A 14,884-nucleotide genomic window follows, 5' to 3' on the forward strand; every position below is an offset into this window, starting at 1 on the left:
AAACGGCGTAGTTGCGCGGTGGAGTTTCCGCGCGCGGGTACGCTGCATCCCGCGATCACCTCCTATTAGGTGCATCGTGCGGACGGGAATCCCGTCCAGGAGTCCTCCAAGGCCGCGCCCGGCCACGGAGGACTCTTTGTTGCCAGCGGTCACATCTGCGATCACCCTAACCCCCTGTGACGACATAGGGATAAGGGGGAAACGCTGCGTGCCCGAATTACCGCGTCCGTCGAACGGGAGACGCGGTCCGAGAAAGTTGATCAGATAAGCCCGACCGGTTTGAAGGCAGGTCACTGTCGGTCCTCCTTCGCGGAAGGCAGGCCGTAGCGGAGCTGTGCAAGCAGGGCTTCGGGTCGCTCGTCATATACAACATGCGGCTCATCCTCAGTCGGAGGATGGAAGCGCGTGGCGAAGCGCAACAGGTCCTGCTCGCTGAACTCGATGGAGTTGGCGTCGACATCAGCGAGCTGGTTCCGCTCGCGGATTCGTGACCATCGCACTTCATGCGGCACCGGCAGGTACACCAGGGTGGGGACGCCACCGGCCCCTACGACTAGAGCCTGCCATTCGGCCCGCTCTTCTGGTGTCCAGAAGCCGTGGTCGACCACGACGTCATCACCGGACTCCACCAGTCCTCGGAGTTCACCAGCGACATCTTCAAGGACGGGAGCTTCCCGAACCCGGAATTGCCCCCTGGGGAAGTCGACGCCGTACCGGCCGTAGCGACGGAACATCTCCTCATCAGGACACAGCCGTGTGAACCCCGCGGCTACGAGGGCTCTTGCCAACGTCGTCTTACCGGCGCCCGGCATCCCCGCCATCAGAACGACACGTGACTTGCGCGGCACGTCTCCGCCCATAGCCGAGGTACAAGTCGAGGTCAGCACGTCATGTCCGCCGTTTCGACGCGCGTACGGCCGGGAGCGCCCAGATCCACGCCGTACTCCAGAGGCCGGCCTTCGCGGTCGACGAACCGAGCGGAGAGGACGAGGATCGCTTCGTTCGTATCGGGCTGGAGCTCCAGGAGCTGGGCGTCCTCGGCGGTGGCGATGCGGGCCGTGGTTTCGTCCGTACGCTTCACAGCCTGCCGACCCGTTTCCTGGGCGATGAGGTCGAGGGACGTGCCGCCGATCAGGCGTTCGTTGCGGAGGAGCGCGGGCACGGCCTGGGCGAACTCGAGCTGGATCCACGAGGTCGAGTGTGCAACGACGCCGTGCCGGTCACGGTAGACGCGGGTTCGCCGGATGACGTCGTCGCCAGCTTCCACCCCCAGTGCCGCAGCAACGTTCTGCGGGGCGGAGACGACGGCGGCGGTGTGTCCGTCGGAGCGTTCTCCCGCACCCCATGAAGAACCAGTACGGCGCCCGCGTTCCAGGCGCTGGCCTCCAGAGGAGAGCGACACGGGCCGACCGATGCGCGCGTACGCGGCGGTCGCGTCATCGGATCGCTTGAACCGCGGCCAGCGCTCGCCCGCCGGGTCAGCAAGCTCGACTTCCCGAGTGCGCGCGATCAGGGCCGCCGGCCCCTCGACGCGCAGCAGATCGAGGAGTTGCTCCCAGCTCAGAGCGCCGAAGCTGTCAACGAGTCGACTCGCGCCGTCCGTGAGTAGAGCGGCCTGACGGACCTGGGCAAGGTCGATGCTCCCGGTAATCGCTTCGTCAGCCGCAGCCGGGTCGGTTGCCGCGACCCAGTATCCGCCAGGCCGGTTCCGGAGATGCCGTTGGACGGTGACGAGCGCGGAGACACGAGCGGCGTGCTCGGGAGTACCCGTCGGCCCTTGGAGCGCGGCCTCCATCTCCGCGCCGGCCACCTCTTCGACTCGCTTGTCGGTGATGGTCCGGATGCCCTCGTCGCCGAGGTCAAGCACTAGCACGTTGTCGGAGAGCACGAGGTAGTCGAGGACGTCCCCCCGCTCACGGATCATCACGACGGTCGATGCCGGGACGGCTTCCTGGTCCAACGCGCAGGTGTCACGATGGAGGTCATTGACCTCGGAGATAGCGCTTCGCAGCGCCTCGCGCAGCGACACCGCGTCGTCGCCGATCAGGTTGATCAAGCATGTGCCGAGCTGCCGCACGAACCATGGGGTGCCGTGGATACACCCCATGGGCAAGTCCTTGGGCGCGGACAGGCCGTCCAGCACGACGACCCCGGTAGGGCTGACGTGGACAGTGTCCTCGTTCGCGGTGCCCACACCTTGGGTCGAAGCCATGGATACCTGCACGTCAGGCCCCTTCCGGGCGGTAGAACGGCGTGATTTGCTCGCTCGCGACGATCTCGAGGGTCTCCGGGTCAAAGCGGCTGGAGATGAGGGTCGAGAACCGTCGCGCCTTGAGCTCGCGGTGCACGGTGGCCAGCTCCTGGTTGAGCCAGTGAACGACGCCACCGGAGCCGCGCGCGTGGATGCCGGCGACATAAAGGAAGGTTCCCTTGCCGTCGGGGCGCGGGAGCCGGCCGAAGTATGCGATGTCGCTGTTCTCGCCCCGGTCCATCGGTGAGCGGTAGATCTGGCCGGTGTTGCGGTCGGTGAGGTACCAGCCGTTATCATCCTTGCCGAACCGCAGGTGGGGATCCCCTTCAAGGATCTGTTCGATGAGGGGCGACAGCCGAGGGCCGCAGATGACCACGAGGTTGTTGCGGTTGAGCCGGACGTTGCCGCCGAGCGGGATCCGCTCGAAGCTGACTTCCAACCCGACCTCTTCGGCCAGCTCCCGCAGACGTTCGTAGGTCTGGACGTCTTCGGTGGCGATCACGGGGCCCTGGATGGCCTTCTTCTTGCCATCCTTGTCGTTGCCGTCTTCCAGCTTCTCGGCCAGCGCCACGATGACCTTGCCCGAGCCGAGGAAGAGCCTCTCCGGCGGAGCTCCCTTGGCGAGCTGGCTTACGCGTCCCTTGCTGATGCCGAGTTCGGACGCCAGCTGAGTGCTGTTCAACCGGCCCACACGCAGCGTCTCGTTCATCGCCTCGTTGCGGACCGCCTGAAACTCGTTGCCGTAGTCCTGTACACGGCCAGCGAGACCATGTGCGACCTTCGCGCGCTCCAGAGGGTCAGGGAGCTCCTTCAGCTGGGACAAGGCGACGTCGAAAGCCGCATCGAGCTGGTCTCTCAGCGCGGCTGGAGCTACATCGTGCGCTTCCATACGTGCCTCCCTTCGTAGGGTCATGTTTACCCCATTAAACCTCACGGGTTCAAGGTGGTTGACGCGCGCCGTGACGAGGCCTATGGTTTCGGTAGTCGAGCGGTTTAGGGCGCTAAATCGCTTGGTTGCGTTCGCTATATCGGCTTGTCAAGCGCCCAGCACCGCCGCAGTTTGCGGCTCGTCTCTTCGGAGGCGGGCAGGTGGTCGGAGGCGGTAGCACGATCAAACCCCCCGGCCGGCAGGACTGCTTGCACGACCTCAGCGCTGATGCGCTGTCTATCCGCCGGGACTCGGGCCGCTGGCTCGCGGACCTGGTGGGTGGAGAGAGCATCCGCCCCCCGCGAACACCCCTCCCTCTCTCCTTGACGAGGAGTCGCCATGCCTGAGTTCGCCATGCCCAAGGCCGCTAAGCGCAAGGGCCGCACCCGTACTTCCCGCGTCAGCCCCCTCGACGCGATCGTCCTCTCGACCCTGTCGCCCGGACACATCGACATGCGAACGGTGGAGTCCACGCAGACCCGCCGCATCTCGGTGGTGTGCCCGGACTGCGGCACCTGGGTGGCCGTGACCCCCCACCGTGGCACCTACCTGCTCAAGACGGTCCCGCACCACACCGGCAAGGCCGGCGTCGCCGACGCGATCCGCTGCCGCTCCAGCAACCGCCTCGTCGACGTGGACATCACCGACTACGCCTGGCGCCGCCAGTACAGGGACTGGGCGCGAGAGGAGCGCCTCGCCGTCGATCTCACTCGCCACCGCCGCGCCACCGTCCAGACCCTCAAGGTCGCCCGGCCGCAGGAGCGCCCCGCCGATCGGCGAGCCCAGTGGGAGCGTGCGGTGCCCGCTGCCCGCCGGGCCGACGCCGCTCGCAGGGTCCCGGCCGACGCGATCCCCACGGCTCGCGGTGCGGCCGTCGACGGACCCGTCGGCGCCTCGCTGGCCATGGCCCCCCAGACCGCCGGGGACCGCCGCTCCGTCCGCGCCCTGGCCACCGGCACCCTTCGCGCCCTGGCCAACGCCGCCCAGCACCGGTGCGCGAGCGACGTCCTCGAGGAGCACCTCACCCGCGCCGCCTACACGCACCTGGCCACGGTTTGGCGCCGCCCCCTGACCCCGGCAGACCAGCCCGCGCACACCGCCCTGGTGGCTGAGGTCAGGGCCACGCTGCCCGCCCCGGCCCCGGGCGAGACCGCCGCCGCGTACACCACCCGCTGCAACAGGTCCGCACTCGCCGCCTGACCCGCAGATCTGGGCGATTGACCACGGCCTCGGCCGTCCCCGACTGGGGACGGCCGGGGCCGTGGCTGCTCGTCCGGCAGTCACCCGAAACACAGATCGGCCCCCGGGGTGCATCCGGAGGCCGATCGCAGGACCTGTTAGGAGGCCCTCTTGAACCCCTCCAGCATCCCACACACCCTCCCGCGCCTGACCGGCAACTGCCCCCGCTGCACCGGCACGTTCGAGACCTGCCGCTGCGGCGAGCGGCCCGCTGTCCGCACCGGCCTGTCCGTCCGGGCCGGAGTCATCGACGACGTCCACGAGGAGGACGAGGCCCAGGGCTACGAGCCCGAGGAGCTGCACCGGCCCCACGAGCTCGTCAAGCTGGCCAGTCCGGCGCGGGCCGCCGAGGACCGCTGCCCGATCTGCGAGTACTGGCAGTGCCGGTGCGCCACCTCGCTCACGCCGGTCCTGGCCCTGGTCGGCGCCGGATCGGCCTGGGGGGAGTGGGCGGCATGACCGACGAACAGCGCGCGGAGATGCTGCGCAAGCTGGCCGAGACGAACAAGCGCTCGGAGAACCACCAGAAGTAGTGCCACCCGGCATTGCCCATCGGTCCCGCGCCCCCTCGGGCGGGGCCGGTGGAGAGCGCCGGGAAACCACCTCGCTCCGGCCGGTACGGCCGTCGACACAGCAACAGCCCCGGGGGCGACACCCCGGGGCTGCTTCTTGCACAGGACCTGACCTGGAGGCCCTTGATGAAGTACGTCGTACCCACCCGCCACTACGCGCCCACCTCCACGAAGGAGGCGCCCGCCCAGCCCCGCCCGGCCTGCGAGAACTCGGACGACCCCGACCTCTTCTTCCCGAACGGCAACACCGGGCCCGCGCTCCTGCAGATCGCCGAGGCCAAGCGCCTGTGCGCGGTCTGCCCCCAGCTGATCCAGTGCGGCAACGACGCCCTGGAGCGCGGCGAGGAGTACGGCGTGTGGGGCGGGCTGTCCGAGGACGAGCGCCGCGCCCTGCGCCGCCGCACGGCCCGCGACCAGTTCACGGACGCCGCCTGACACCGAGGGCCCGGCTGTCGTTCCCGCCTGCCGGGAGCGAGACCGAAGTCCGTGTCCGCCTGACCGCACCAACCGAGACCGGCCGCCCGCCTGACGGGCCGCCGGTCTTGTCGTACTGCCCCGTCCGGGAAGGCCCTGGACGAACCCCGCTCGCTGGAGGAACGCGATGACGCGCACGATCCCGCTCAAGCACCCCCTCGACGACCACGGCCGCCTGCCGCGCTTGCTGCTCGACGAGACCAGCCGGCTCCCCCAGGACATCCGCGACGCCGCCGCCGTGGCGGCCGCGTCCGCGAAGCCGGTCCTCTCCCCGGCCGTCGACATCGCCCGCTACGCCCACCCCCACTACCTGCGGGCCGAGCCGTCGACGTTCGGCTCCGTCACCTTCTACTTCCGCACCTTCACCGGCCGCGAGCCGCGTCCGGAGATGCCGCGTGAAGCGTGGAACGACCCGGCGCTGACGTACGAGCAGAAGCGCGAGCTGGACGCCCAGTACACCGTGGCCGAGTCGCTGTGGTCGCAGGGGCGGCTGCGGATCCAGGCCGCGCCGGTGATGCGCCGGGCCGCCCCGCTGTGGCAGGCGTGGAAGGAAGCCGAGGCCCTGCTGCGCGAGACGTTCGAGGCGTTCCGTCACTCCCCGGACGGGATGTGGCGCGCGCAGCTGCTCCGGCTCACCGAGGCCGAGCAGACCGCGCTCGCGGCGGCGTCGGCGTGGGACGCGGTCGCCGAGGAGCTGTCCCTGCTCGCCGCCGAGCAGCGCCGCGCCGCGACCGAGGAGCACGAACTGGAGCTGACCACGGTCGCCAAGGAGCTCGGCCTGGACGCCTCCGGCTGGGACATCCACTGGCCCGACGACTACACGCCCCGCTCCTACTCCTGGCAGCACCAGACCCCGACGGTCCGCGCGCTCACCACCGAGATCGAGCAGCAGCGCGATCGCCTGAGGGAGGTCGCCCGGCTCGCCGGCGACTCCCAGACCGTCTGACAGACCCCTTCGAAGGAGACACCGTGCAGACCACGGAGAACACCGAACCCGCCGAGAAGAACGGAGACCCGCCCACCCGGGAGCTGGGCACGCTGCGCACCGGCATCCTGATCGCCGCCACCGTGCCGATGCTCGTCGTCGGCGGCCTGGGCGCCTGGGGCACGTTCACCAACATCAAGACCGAGTTCCCCCGTAACGCCACGGCGCTCGGCGTCGTGGTGGCCGGCGAGGGCGGCACGCTCATCCTGGCCCTGGTCATGGTCCTGGTGACCCTGCTGGGGCAGTCCTCGCCCCGCATGGTCCGCCTGGGCCTGTGGCTGCTGCCCATGGTCGCCGCCGCGACCGGCGCGGTCGTCGCCGACACGGGCGAGGAGCGGATGGTCTACGCCGTCACGCCGCTCGCGATGATCGCGGCCTCCGAGGGCCTGGGCCTGATCGCCCGCCGGGTCGTCGTCTACTGCACAGGCGTCGACGCCGAGGCCCGGCGCCGCAACGCCTCCACGATGCAGCGCCTGGCGGTGCTGCGGGCACTGGCGGCCGGTCACCCCTGGGGCTGGTACCGCAAGATGTCGGAGCTCGCCTCGTGGCGGCTGGTGCGCAAGGTCGGCGTCGGTGATGACGACCTGGGCGCCGGCCTGGTGAGCGTGCAGCGCGACAGGCTGGGCGAGGGAGCCGACACGGCCCTGGCCAAGATGTTCGGCCTGCCCGTCACACCGGCCACCCCGGAACTGACCGCATCCGTCACGCCCGCCCTCGAACCGGGGGCACGGAACGATGCGTCCGTCGCACCGGCCGGGGCGCCCGCCGTGACGGAATCGGCAGCCCGTCACGGCGCCGCCACGGCCTCCAGGGACGTCGTCACGCAGGTCAGCGGCCCGGCGCCCGCCGAACCGTCGCACCCGGCCGGAACCGTCACAGGCACGGACGGCGCCGCCGTCGCGCCCCCCGCGACGGATTCCGTCACGGGCAGCGCGACGAACCCGGTGTCCGGCACGGGCCCTGTGACGGAAACCGTCACGGACGGCGCCGCCGCGGCCGAGTCCGTCACGCCCCCGGTGGCGCCGAAGACGACCGTGACCCTTGAGGAGGTCGCGGTCGTCGCGGGTGTCCCGGTCCCCGAGACCGGCGAGCGCCTCACCGACGAGCAGCTGCTCGTCGTCCTGCGGCACCTGCGCTACCGCGACGACCCGCCTACCTCCTACCGCCAGGCCGTCGCCGACTTCCGCGACGCTGGCTTCGTCGGAGGCGAGGAGCGCATCCGCCGTACTTGGGGCGAGCTGATGTCGCGCGAGGAGAGCGACGCCAACCAGGCCGCCAAGAAGACCGAAGAGGCGGAATCCAGCCACTCCGACGAGGACGCGAATGCGGACGAAGAGGACGAGGAGGAGGCCGGTCCGAAGTCCTGAAACCCCCCTCTCCGGCACCACCGGTGAAGGCCGGCCCGGCACCCGCCGGTCCGGCTTTCGCCGCGACTGCCGGAGCAGTCGAACCCACCCGCACCGACCCGAGGAGTCCGGCATGAGCACCTGGCAGTTCGCGATGGGCGTGGTCCTCGCCCTGGCGGCCCTGGCCGTCGTGGTGGCGACGCCGTTTCTGGCCGTCCACTCCCGCACCGAGCACGACCACGGCCCCGGCTGCTGGTGGTGCCACCCGCGCCTCCCGCACCGCCGCACCCGCCCCTGAACCCCTCTCCGGCACCACCGGTGAGGGTCAGCCCGGCCACCCGCCGGACTGACCCTCGCCGCGACTGCCGGAACCGCTTCACGCAGTCGACCGGCGGCAGCAGACCCGCCCGGCAGACCCGACGAGCGACCCGACGAGCGGCCCCGGCCGCAGACCCGGAACGCAGACCCGGCGAGCCCTCCGGTGAGCACCGCCCAGCCCCACCGAACCACCCCCCGAACGACGGGAGGAGACACCGCACGATGAGCGGCTCCGCGTACTGGAACAAAGAGATCCGCAAGGCCGACGGCCGCTCCCCGAAGGAGGGCGCGATCAAGCGCCTGGACCGGCTGCGCGGCGTGCTGCGCGACGTCGACCCGGCCGTCGCCAACCGCGCCTGGCGCGAGGTCGGCGACGCCGTCCAGAAGATCACCGAACGCTACACACGGTGATCGTTCACTCATTCATTCACCCGCGGGGAAGGTGAACGTTCCCCGGCCCTACACGCGTACGTACGCGTACGAGGGCCGCGTTCACCCTCCCCGGTCGCAGACCGTGAAGGGAACGCGATGGAGATTCTGCTCGCCGCCTGCCTGCTGGCATGGGCCGCAGGGGCGCAGAGCGAACAAGCGAAGCTGGGCATCAGCCCGGCGCAGCGCGACCTGATCCGTGAGCAGGTCCGTCACGAGAAGGCCGTGCGGAAGATCGCCGACAAGCACGGCACCACCGCCCCGCCGAGGACCACCACGGGCGCCTCGCCGTGGAAGGAGCCGGCCACGACAGCAGGCCCGCTCACAGTGCCGGAGGCGTTCCGGGCGGGCTACCGCGGCCACACCCCGGTCGCCCGCATCGCGACCCCGGTGGGCCGAAGCGTGGGCGGCTGGGCCGCCCGCAGCGTCGCCTGGGGCAAGGACACCGGCCGCGGCGCTCTGCGGGAGTACCGCAAGCGCCGCCAGGCCGCCGGCGAGCCCGACCCCGCACCAGTGCTCACTGCGCCGGACGCACCACCGATGCCCGCCCATCCGCCCATGCCGACATCCCCGCCCACGGCGGGCAGCGGCGCACCGTCGGGCGTGACGCTGGTGAAGCCCGAGACGGCCCCGGAGCCCGAGGCCGCCGAGAAACCGCCAGAAGGGGCCACAGAGCCCGCTGCAGACGGCGCGGGCACCACCGGGGCCTCCGAGGCTCCAACAGCCCCTGAGAGGGCGGCAGAAGCCCCCGCGTCCGTGCCGGGGCCCCGCGCTCCCGAACCGGCGGCTCCCGAACCCGCGCCGGAGCCGGTCCCTGCGGCGGGGCCCGAATCAGTCCCGGAGCCCACCAGTTCCGGTGGCTCAAAAACAACCATGGACACCCGAGGAGGGGTTGGCCGAATGGCAGCAGAAGTGAGCTACGACTCCGTCATGGACGAGAGCGACGAACTGTCGCTCATGTGCGAGGACGACGTGCAGGTCTACGGCCGGATCCGGCAGCGCTGCGAGCGCGAGATCGGCCGCGCCGACGACCTCGTCGCGCAACTGGAGAGCGTCGGCGCCGGTACGACCGTCACCGGCTGGGTCACCCGCTGCCGCGAGCAGTACCAGGTGCTGCTCACCCAGCTCGACGAGCTGGAGCGCAACACGATCTCCCAGGGCGAGGCCGTCGTGAAGGCCAAGGCCCTGCTGGAGGCCGGCCAGGGCCTCTACGCCGACATCGCCGCCGACATGGAGTCCGTCGCCGACCGCGACTTCTACATCTCCGACCAGGTCGACGGCGAGGACACCAGCGCCCACGCCGAGACCTACGAGACCCGAGGAGCCAACGCATGAGCGTCACCCAGAAGGCCGGGGCGGCCGTCGCCTACGTCGCCGTCCTCGCCCGCGCCACCGCCTACGGTGTGCGCGCCGCCCGCACCCGGGCCGCGGTCGAGCGGCTCGAGGCCCGGTTCAGCGAGCGGGCCGACTCGGCCCGCTACCTGTCCGAGGCGATGACCGTCCTCAACGTCGACGAGCCGACCACCACCGCCTACATGGAGATCGCGACCCTGTCGAACGCCATGGCGGGCAACGTCGGCCAGATCGTCTCCGCCTCCGACTCCCTGTCCACCGCCGCGCAGGGCCTGGACGGCGAGACGCGAGCCCAGCACGGCCGTATGGCGGAGGCCAACCGCACGCACAACGTGCAGATGGCCGACCGCGAGTTCATCCAGCGCCGCTAGGCGCACCCCACCCCACCCGCAGCGGCCGGGGCCGCCGCGGGCGGTCCCGGCCGCTCCTTCGCGCCTAGGGAGAAGGCCGATGGCGACCACGACCGCGCCCCAGACACAAGACAAGGACGACGACACCACCCAGGAGCTGACCGGCATCCGGGCGCGGGTCGCCGAACTGCAGCGCTCCCCCGGCCTGTATGCCGGGGCCGCGCTCGGCCTCGCGCCCACGCTCATGACCGACGGGCAGCTGCTCGTCACGACCTTCGGTGCGACCGGGGTGGCGGCGGGCTGGGCGGCGCTGGGCATGCTGCCCGGCCCCTGGCGGTGGCTTCCGGGCAACGGCGAGCCGTGGGAGTGGATGTGCCGCTCCAGCCGCCGCGGCTACCGGCGCACCCTGCGCCGCATGCGTACCCGCCTCGCCCAGGACCACAGCCTGCCGCCGACGGTCGGAGCGGACGGCCTGCTCGTCGACACGATCGGTGTCGGCGACGGGTGGTACGCGCACGCCCAGCGGCCCGCACTGGTCCGCGAGGTCACCGCCGACGCCCGCCGGGCCCGCTGCGAGCTGCTGCGGGCCGCGTGGGAGAAAGCGCTGCCCGACTGGAACACCGGCTGGTGGCGCCGCTACAGCCCGGCGGAGATGGCCCTGCGGGCTGGGCCCCTCGCTGCGATCCCCGCCACGGGATTCGTGGACATGCCCTGGTGGGCGCACCTGGTCGTCGGCTCGATCGCGGCGACCTGGGGCGCACGGGTGTGGGCGAAGCCCGACCCCGCCAACCCCGCTGAGGACCAGCAGGCCGTGGGCGAGGACTGGTACCTGGCCCGGTGGGCGGAATGGATCGCCTGCGACCGCGGCCCGCTGCCCGCCTCCAAGCTCGCCAGCGTCCACCTGGACGACGACAAGCTGACCGCCGTCATCGTCTCCACCACCGCCAAACCCGCCACGTCGCTCGCGCAAGACGCGGTGTCGATCGCGTTCGACGTACCGCCGCGCGCGGTCAACATCTACCGGCCCGACGACATGCCGGCCTCCCGCGCCAAGCTCACCGTCCGCCTGCGCGCCAAGGTCACCGAGCTGGACGAGGACGACCTCCCGTCGGTGTGGAAGGAGTTCAGCCCCTACCCGGGCAGCCAGCTGTACGACGTGGAGGACACGCCGTTCGGCCGGAAGTTCAAGATCCTGCTGCCCCGGCGTGGCGCCGGTGTCTCCGAGGTCCAGCCGCGCAGCATCGCCCAGGCCCTCGACATGGAAGGAGAGGACAGCGCGGCCCGGCTGCACCTGCGGGTGCTCGACGCCCGCAGGATCGAGGTCAACGACATGTCGATCAACCCGCTCGCCGGCGGGGTGCCGCTGGACCTGGACGCCCTGCGCATGGACGACCAGGGCTACGTCACCGTCGGCCGCGACCTGTACGGCGCCCCGGCGAAGTGGCGGCTGCTGAAGTTCGACCCCAAGCGCCGGGGCCTCAGCGGCGGGGCGTCGGCGTCCGCGGTCCACTCCTTCGGCTCGGGCACCACCGGCGCGGGCAAGACCTCGCTGGAGGAGGACCTGCAGATCGCCCAGCGGATGAACGGGTTCGTCTCCTGGCTCGCCGACGGCAAGGGCGGCGCCGGCTACGCCCCGTGGATGAACGACCTGGACTGGATCGTCAAGTCGTTCTACGGCGCGATGCTCATGGGGCAGGCCGCCAACGCCGTCTCGGAGTTCCGCTACTCCGAGCAGATGACCATGCAGTGGCTCGACGCGGAGGGCTACACCGAGAACGGCCGGAGCTTCTTCGTGCCGTTCGAGCCGTTCGCGCCGGTGGTCATCACCTGGGACGAGTTCAACGAGATGATCCTCAAGGACCCCCAGGCCGACCACGTCAAGCCGCTCCTGCGGTCGGTGTCCAGCGTCGGCCGACTCTCCCGCGCGGCCGGGATGGCCGCCCGGATCTGGGTCCAGATCCCGAACCTGGACTCCATCGGCGCGGACGCCAGCGCGAACGCGATCCGCGACATGCTCCAGTCCGGCAACATCGCCCTCTTCCGCACCGCGAGGTCGGACGTGGACATCATGTCGCTCGGCTCACGCACCCCCGAGTACCGGCTCTCCCCGCTCCCGGAGCGGTTCCCGGACGGATCGGAGACCGCCGGCCTGTTCTACATCGCCGACGGCAAGGCCCAGTACACCCAGTCCAGGGCCATGTTCCACACCAACCCCGCCCGCGTCAGCCGCCAGTTCCCGCTCCCCACACTCACCGACCGCGAAGCAGACGTCGCCGGAGCGGCCTACCTGCGCCGGGAGGAGTACCGGCACCTGGACGCCGCCGACGAGGAGCAGTTCCTGCGCGAACTCGTCAAGGAGGAGCAAGCCAAGAACCCCGGCAAGGCGAAGGTCATCGACCTGAAGCATGCGCACGGCCCGGCTGACGCAGACGTCGACGACGAGGACCTGGACGAGCTCGTCCCCCCGACCCGCTCCCAGCTCGTGTGGGAAGCGGTCGACTCCGGCGCCCGCCGCAACAAGCAGATCGCCGAGGTCACCGAACTCAAGCCGACCAACGTCGCAGGCGCCACCAAGCGCCTGGAGCGCCTCGGCAAGCTCCACAAGATCGAACGCGACTGGCACACCGCCGAACGCCTCGACGCCTGACCGCACCCCACCCATCACCCCGTCTCACCGAATCGGGAGTACACCCATGACGCTCACCCTCACCGGCCTGTTCACCATCGCCGCGATCGGCCTCGGTATCTGGTTCAAGAAGGACTCCTCCTTCCGCAAGCGGGAGTTCCTCGCCGTCTCCGTGTTCTGGATCCTCGTGGTCGCCACCCCCTGGGGTGCCACCGCCGTCGCCAAGGTCCAGGACGTCATCGGCACCGGCGCCAAGACCGCAAGCGACACCGTCAACTCCGTCTCGAGCAAGTAGCCCCACCCGCACGCCCAGAGGCGGCCCGCACCCCCGCGGGCCGCCTCTGGGCGTGCTCATGACCGAGGCAGGAAGGAGCCACGTCATGGCCGACCAGCGCGACAGCGCGGAACAGGCCCCGGTGACAGCACAGGAAGCGTTCGAAGCGGCCCGCCTGCTGGCCGAGGCGTACAGCAGCAACACCCCCACCGCCACCAGCTACCGCGACATCGTCACCGAGCCGACCCGAGGACACGCCATGCCGTACGTCCAGCCCGGACGGCCGCCGATGTCCCAGAAGGCCACCGACCACGCCTCGCTCGTCCTGGCCTACTCGATCGGCTCCCTGCCCGTCGGTGCCGCCTTCTCCCTGGTGCTGTGGTCGCTCTCCAGCGTCGACGCCACCACCCTCGCCATCGCAGCCGCCGCACCGGCCGGACTTGTCGGCACCATCGGCATCGCCGCCCGGATGATCGGGCGTGCTGTGCGCGACGGCGCCTCCGCTCTGCCCAGCACCACCATCCACGAGCACCACGGGCCGACCTACCTGCAGCACAACGAGCTGCACACCGACACCCGCTGGTTCGGCCGCACCACCAACCAGCTCCCGCACGACAACTGCTGACGCTGACGTCTGCCTGTCCCCTCCCGCACCCCACCGGGGGCCGGGCGCGGGCAGGGAGCCGGACCAGCCCGTTCCCCGCACAACCCAACCCTCCAGCCGAAGGAGCTCGTCGACCGTGCACACCAGCGACCAGACCCCGCAGAACAACCCGACCGACCCCGCCACCCAGCCCGCCGCCTCCCGCCTCGCCGACCTGCGCGACTGGTGGGACGCCTCTTGGGAGGAGGGCGGCTTCCTGTACGAGCGGTGGGAGGAACTGCGCCAGGCTCCGACGGCGGGATGGCACGACATGAAGAACTGGATCAAGGCGCTGCTCGCCCTCGCGGGGATGTGCGCGCTCATCGTTTTGCTCGACACCGCGGGCGGTATCTTCGACGCCGCCCTGCATCGCCTGGCCGACACGGTCCCTGCCACCCAGGCCGGCGCCAGCGCCTCCAGTGAGTTGTGGGGCGTGGTCGACAACCCGGTCCGCTCCTACATCGGCCAGCACACCGTCGGCCTTGGCGTCACCGGCTCCGCCGTCTACACCTTCTGGGAGCTCGCCGGGCTGTTCGGGCTCGTCGGCGGATTCGTCGGCAACGCCGGGGCTCGGATCACCTGGGTGCTGTGGGGCGGTAGTTCTGCGGCCATGGTGTGGGCTGCGTCCCCGGTTGACGGTCGTCCCCTCGCCACGGGCCTGGCTGTCCTCATCTGGGCCCTGGCCAGCTTCTTCGCCCTGTGCGGCCTGAGCCTGCGGCCCGTCATCCACAACTACCCGCCCGCCGCCCCGGTCTTCCAGCCCGACTTCCGCCCCGAGCTCCACATCCACGCCACCATCACGGCCCCCACCAACCCCGGCGACGACGAGCCCGACAACGTCCATCCGCTCCAGAAGCGCTGACCTCCGGTCGCTCCGCCTGGTCCTCGCCCACCCATCCCGGGTCGGCGAGGACCGGACAGGCCGACCGGCCACCCGCCTCACCCATCGCCCCGTCGACGGACCAGCCGTCGGCGGGGCGCAGCACTGCCCGCCACCGACCCGTTGGAGGACACACCGTGATCATCCCCCGGCCGCGCCGCAGGATCGGACGCCCGCGCCCCTCCCGTCCCGGCCCCCGCTATCCGCTGCCGCCCC

The 14,884-nt window shown here is 70.9% G+C and carries 16 protein-coding genes; 13 read left to right on the top strand and 3 right to left on the bottom strand.

Going from position 1 to position 14,884, the window contains the following annotated elements:
• Positions 1 to 290: 290 nt before the first annotated feature.
• From AB0H53_RS21385 to AB0H53_RS21395, 3 genes are read right to left on the bottom strand one after another with little or no spacing between them, the layout of a single operon-like run.
• Positions 291 to 860, bottom strand: a complete 570-nt coding sequence (locus tag AB0H53_RS21385; protein WP_362115489.1) for an ATP-binding protein — start codon at positions 858 to 860, stop codon at positions 291 to 293.
• Positions 861 to 880: 20 nt separating this feature from the next.
• Entirely contained in the window at positions 881 to 2,224 is a 1,344-nt protein-coding gene (locus tag AB0H53_RS21390) for a UTRA domain-containing protein (protein ID WP_362115492.1), read from the bottom strand.
• Between the two features lies 1 nt (position 2,225).
• Positions 2,226 to 3,140: a sigma-70 family RNA polymerase sigma factor gene (locus AB0H53_RS21395; protein WP_362115495.1), complete on the bottom strand. Its 915-nt coding sequence runs from the start codon at positions 3,138 to 3,140 to the stop codon at positions 2,226 to 2,228.
• 378 nt (positions 3,141 to 3,518) lie between these two features.
• On the opposite strand from AB0H53_RS21395, the gene AB0H53_RS21400 reads away from it, so the two are divergent.
• The 13 genes from AB0H53_RS21400 (at position 3,519) to AB0H53_RS21460 (ending at position 14,650) form a co-directional block, all read left to right on the top strand.
• Complete coding sequence (locus AB0H53_RS21400) at positions 3,519 to 4,379, top strand: hypothetical protein (protein ID WP_362115498.1); 861 nt, start codon at positions 3,519 to 3,521, stop codon at positions 4,377 to 4,379.
• A gap of 150 nt (positions 4,380 to 4,529) precedes the next feature.
• Positions 4,530 to 4,877: a hypothetical protein gene (locus AB0H53_RS21405; protein WP_362115501.1), complete on the top strand. Its 348-nt coding sequence runs from the start codon at positions 4,530 to 4,532 to the stop codon at positions 4,875 to 4,877.
• Positions 4,878 to 5,116: 239 nt separating this feature from the next.
• On the top strand, positions 5,117 to 5,425 hold the full coding sequence (locus AB0H53_RS21410) for a WhiB family transcriptional regulator (RefSeq protein WP_362115504.1): 309 nt from the start codon (positions 5,117 to 5,119) through the stop codon (positions 5,423 to 5,425).
• Between the two features lie 166 nt (positions 5,426 to 5,591).
• Complete coding sequence (locus tag AB0H53_RS21415; RefSeq protein WP_362115507.1) at positions 5,592 to 6,410, top strand: hypothetical protein; 819 nt, start codon at positions 5,592 to 5,594, stop codon at positions 6,408 to 6,410.
• Positions 6,411 to 6,433: 23 nt separating this feature from the next.
• On the top strand, positions 6,434 to 7,816 hold the full coding sequence (locus AB0H53_RS21420) for a hypothetical protein (RefSeq protein WP_362115510.1): 1,383 nt from the start codon (positions 6,434 to 6,436) through the stop codon (positions 7,814 to 7,816).
• A gap of 112 nt (positions 7,817 to 7,928) precedes the next feature.
• The gene (locus AB0H53_RS21425; protein ID WP_362115513.1) at positions 7,929 to 8,093 is read left to right on the top strand and encodes a hypothetical protein; all 165 of its coding nucleotides are present in this window, start codon (positions 7,929 to 7,931) and stop codon (positions 8,091 to 8,093) included.
• 242 nt (positions 8,094 to 8,335) lie between these two features.
• Complete coding sequence (locus AB0H53_RS21430) at positions 8,336 to 8,524, top strand: hypothetical protein (protein ID WP_362115515.1); 189 nt, start codon at positions 8,336 to 8,338, stop codon at positions 8,522 to 8,524.
• A gap of 918 nt (positions 8,525 to 9,442) precedes the next feature.
• Complete coding sequence (locus AB0H53_RS21435) at positions 9,443 to 9,877, top strand: hypothetical protein (RefSeq protein ID WP_362115517.1); 435 nt, start codon at positions 9,443 to 9,445, stop codon at positions 9,875 to 9,877.
• Positions 9,874 to 10,266, top strand: a complete 393-nt coding sequence (locus AB0H53_RS21440) for a hypothetical protein (protein ID WP_362115520.1) — start codon at positions 9,874 to 9,876, stop codon at positions 10,264 to 10,266. The genes AB0H53_RS21435 and AB0H53_RS21440 overlap by 4 nt, the downstream gene beginning before the upstream one ends.
• A gap of 79 nt (positions 10,267 to 10,345) precedes the next feature.
• Positions 10,346 to 12,892 carry a hypothetical protein gene (locus AB0H53_RS21445; RefSeq protein WP_362115523.1) on the top strand — a complete coding sequence of 849 codons (2,547 nt, stop codon included), beginning with the start codon at positions 10,346 to 10,348 and terminating at the stop codon, positions 12,890 to 12,892.
• A 46-nt stretch (positions 12,893 to 12,938) separates the two neighbouring features.
• The gene (locus AB0H53_RS21450; protein WP_362115526.1) at positions 12,939 to 13,166 is read left to right on the top strand and encodes a hypothetical protein; all 228 of its coding nucleotides are present in this window, start codon (positions 12,939 to 12,941) and stop codon (positions 13,164 to 13,166) included.
• A gap of 85 nt (positions 13,167 to 13,251) precedes the next feature.
• Positions 13,252 to 13,770 (top strand): hypothetical protein, encoded by a 519-nt coding sequence (locus AB0H53_RS21455; RefSeq protein WP_362115529.1) that lies wholly within the window; start codon positions 13,252 to 13,254, stop codon positions 13,768 to 13,770.
• Positions 13,771 to 13,885: 115 nt separating this feature from the next.
• Positions 13,886 to 14,650 (top strand): hypothetical protein, encoded by a 765-nt coding sequence (locus AB0H53_RS21460; RefSeq protein WP_362115532.1) that lies wholly within the window; start codon positions 13,886 to 13,888, stop codon positions 14,648 to 14,650.
• Positions 14,651 to 14,884: the final 234 nt, after the last annotated feature.

The organism is Streptomyces sp. NPDC050856 (assembly GCF_040653855.1).
GTDB lineage: Bacteria > Actinomycetota > Actinomycetes > Streptomycetales > Streptomycetaceae > Streptomyces.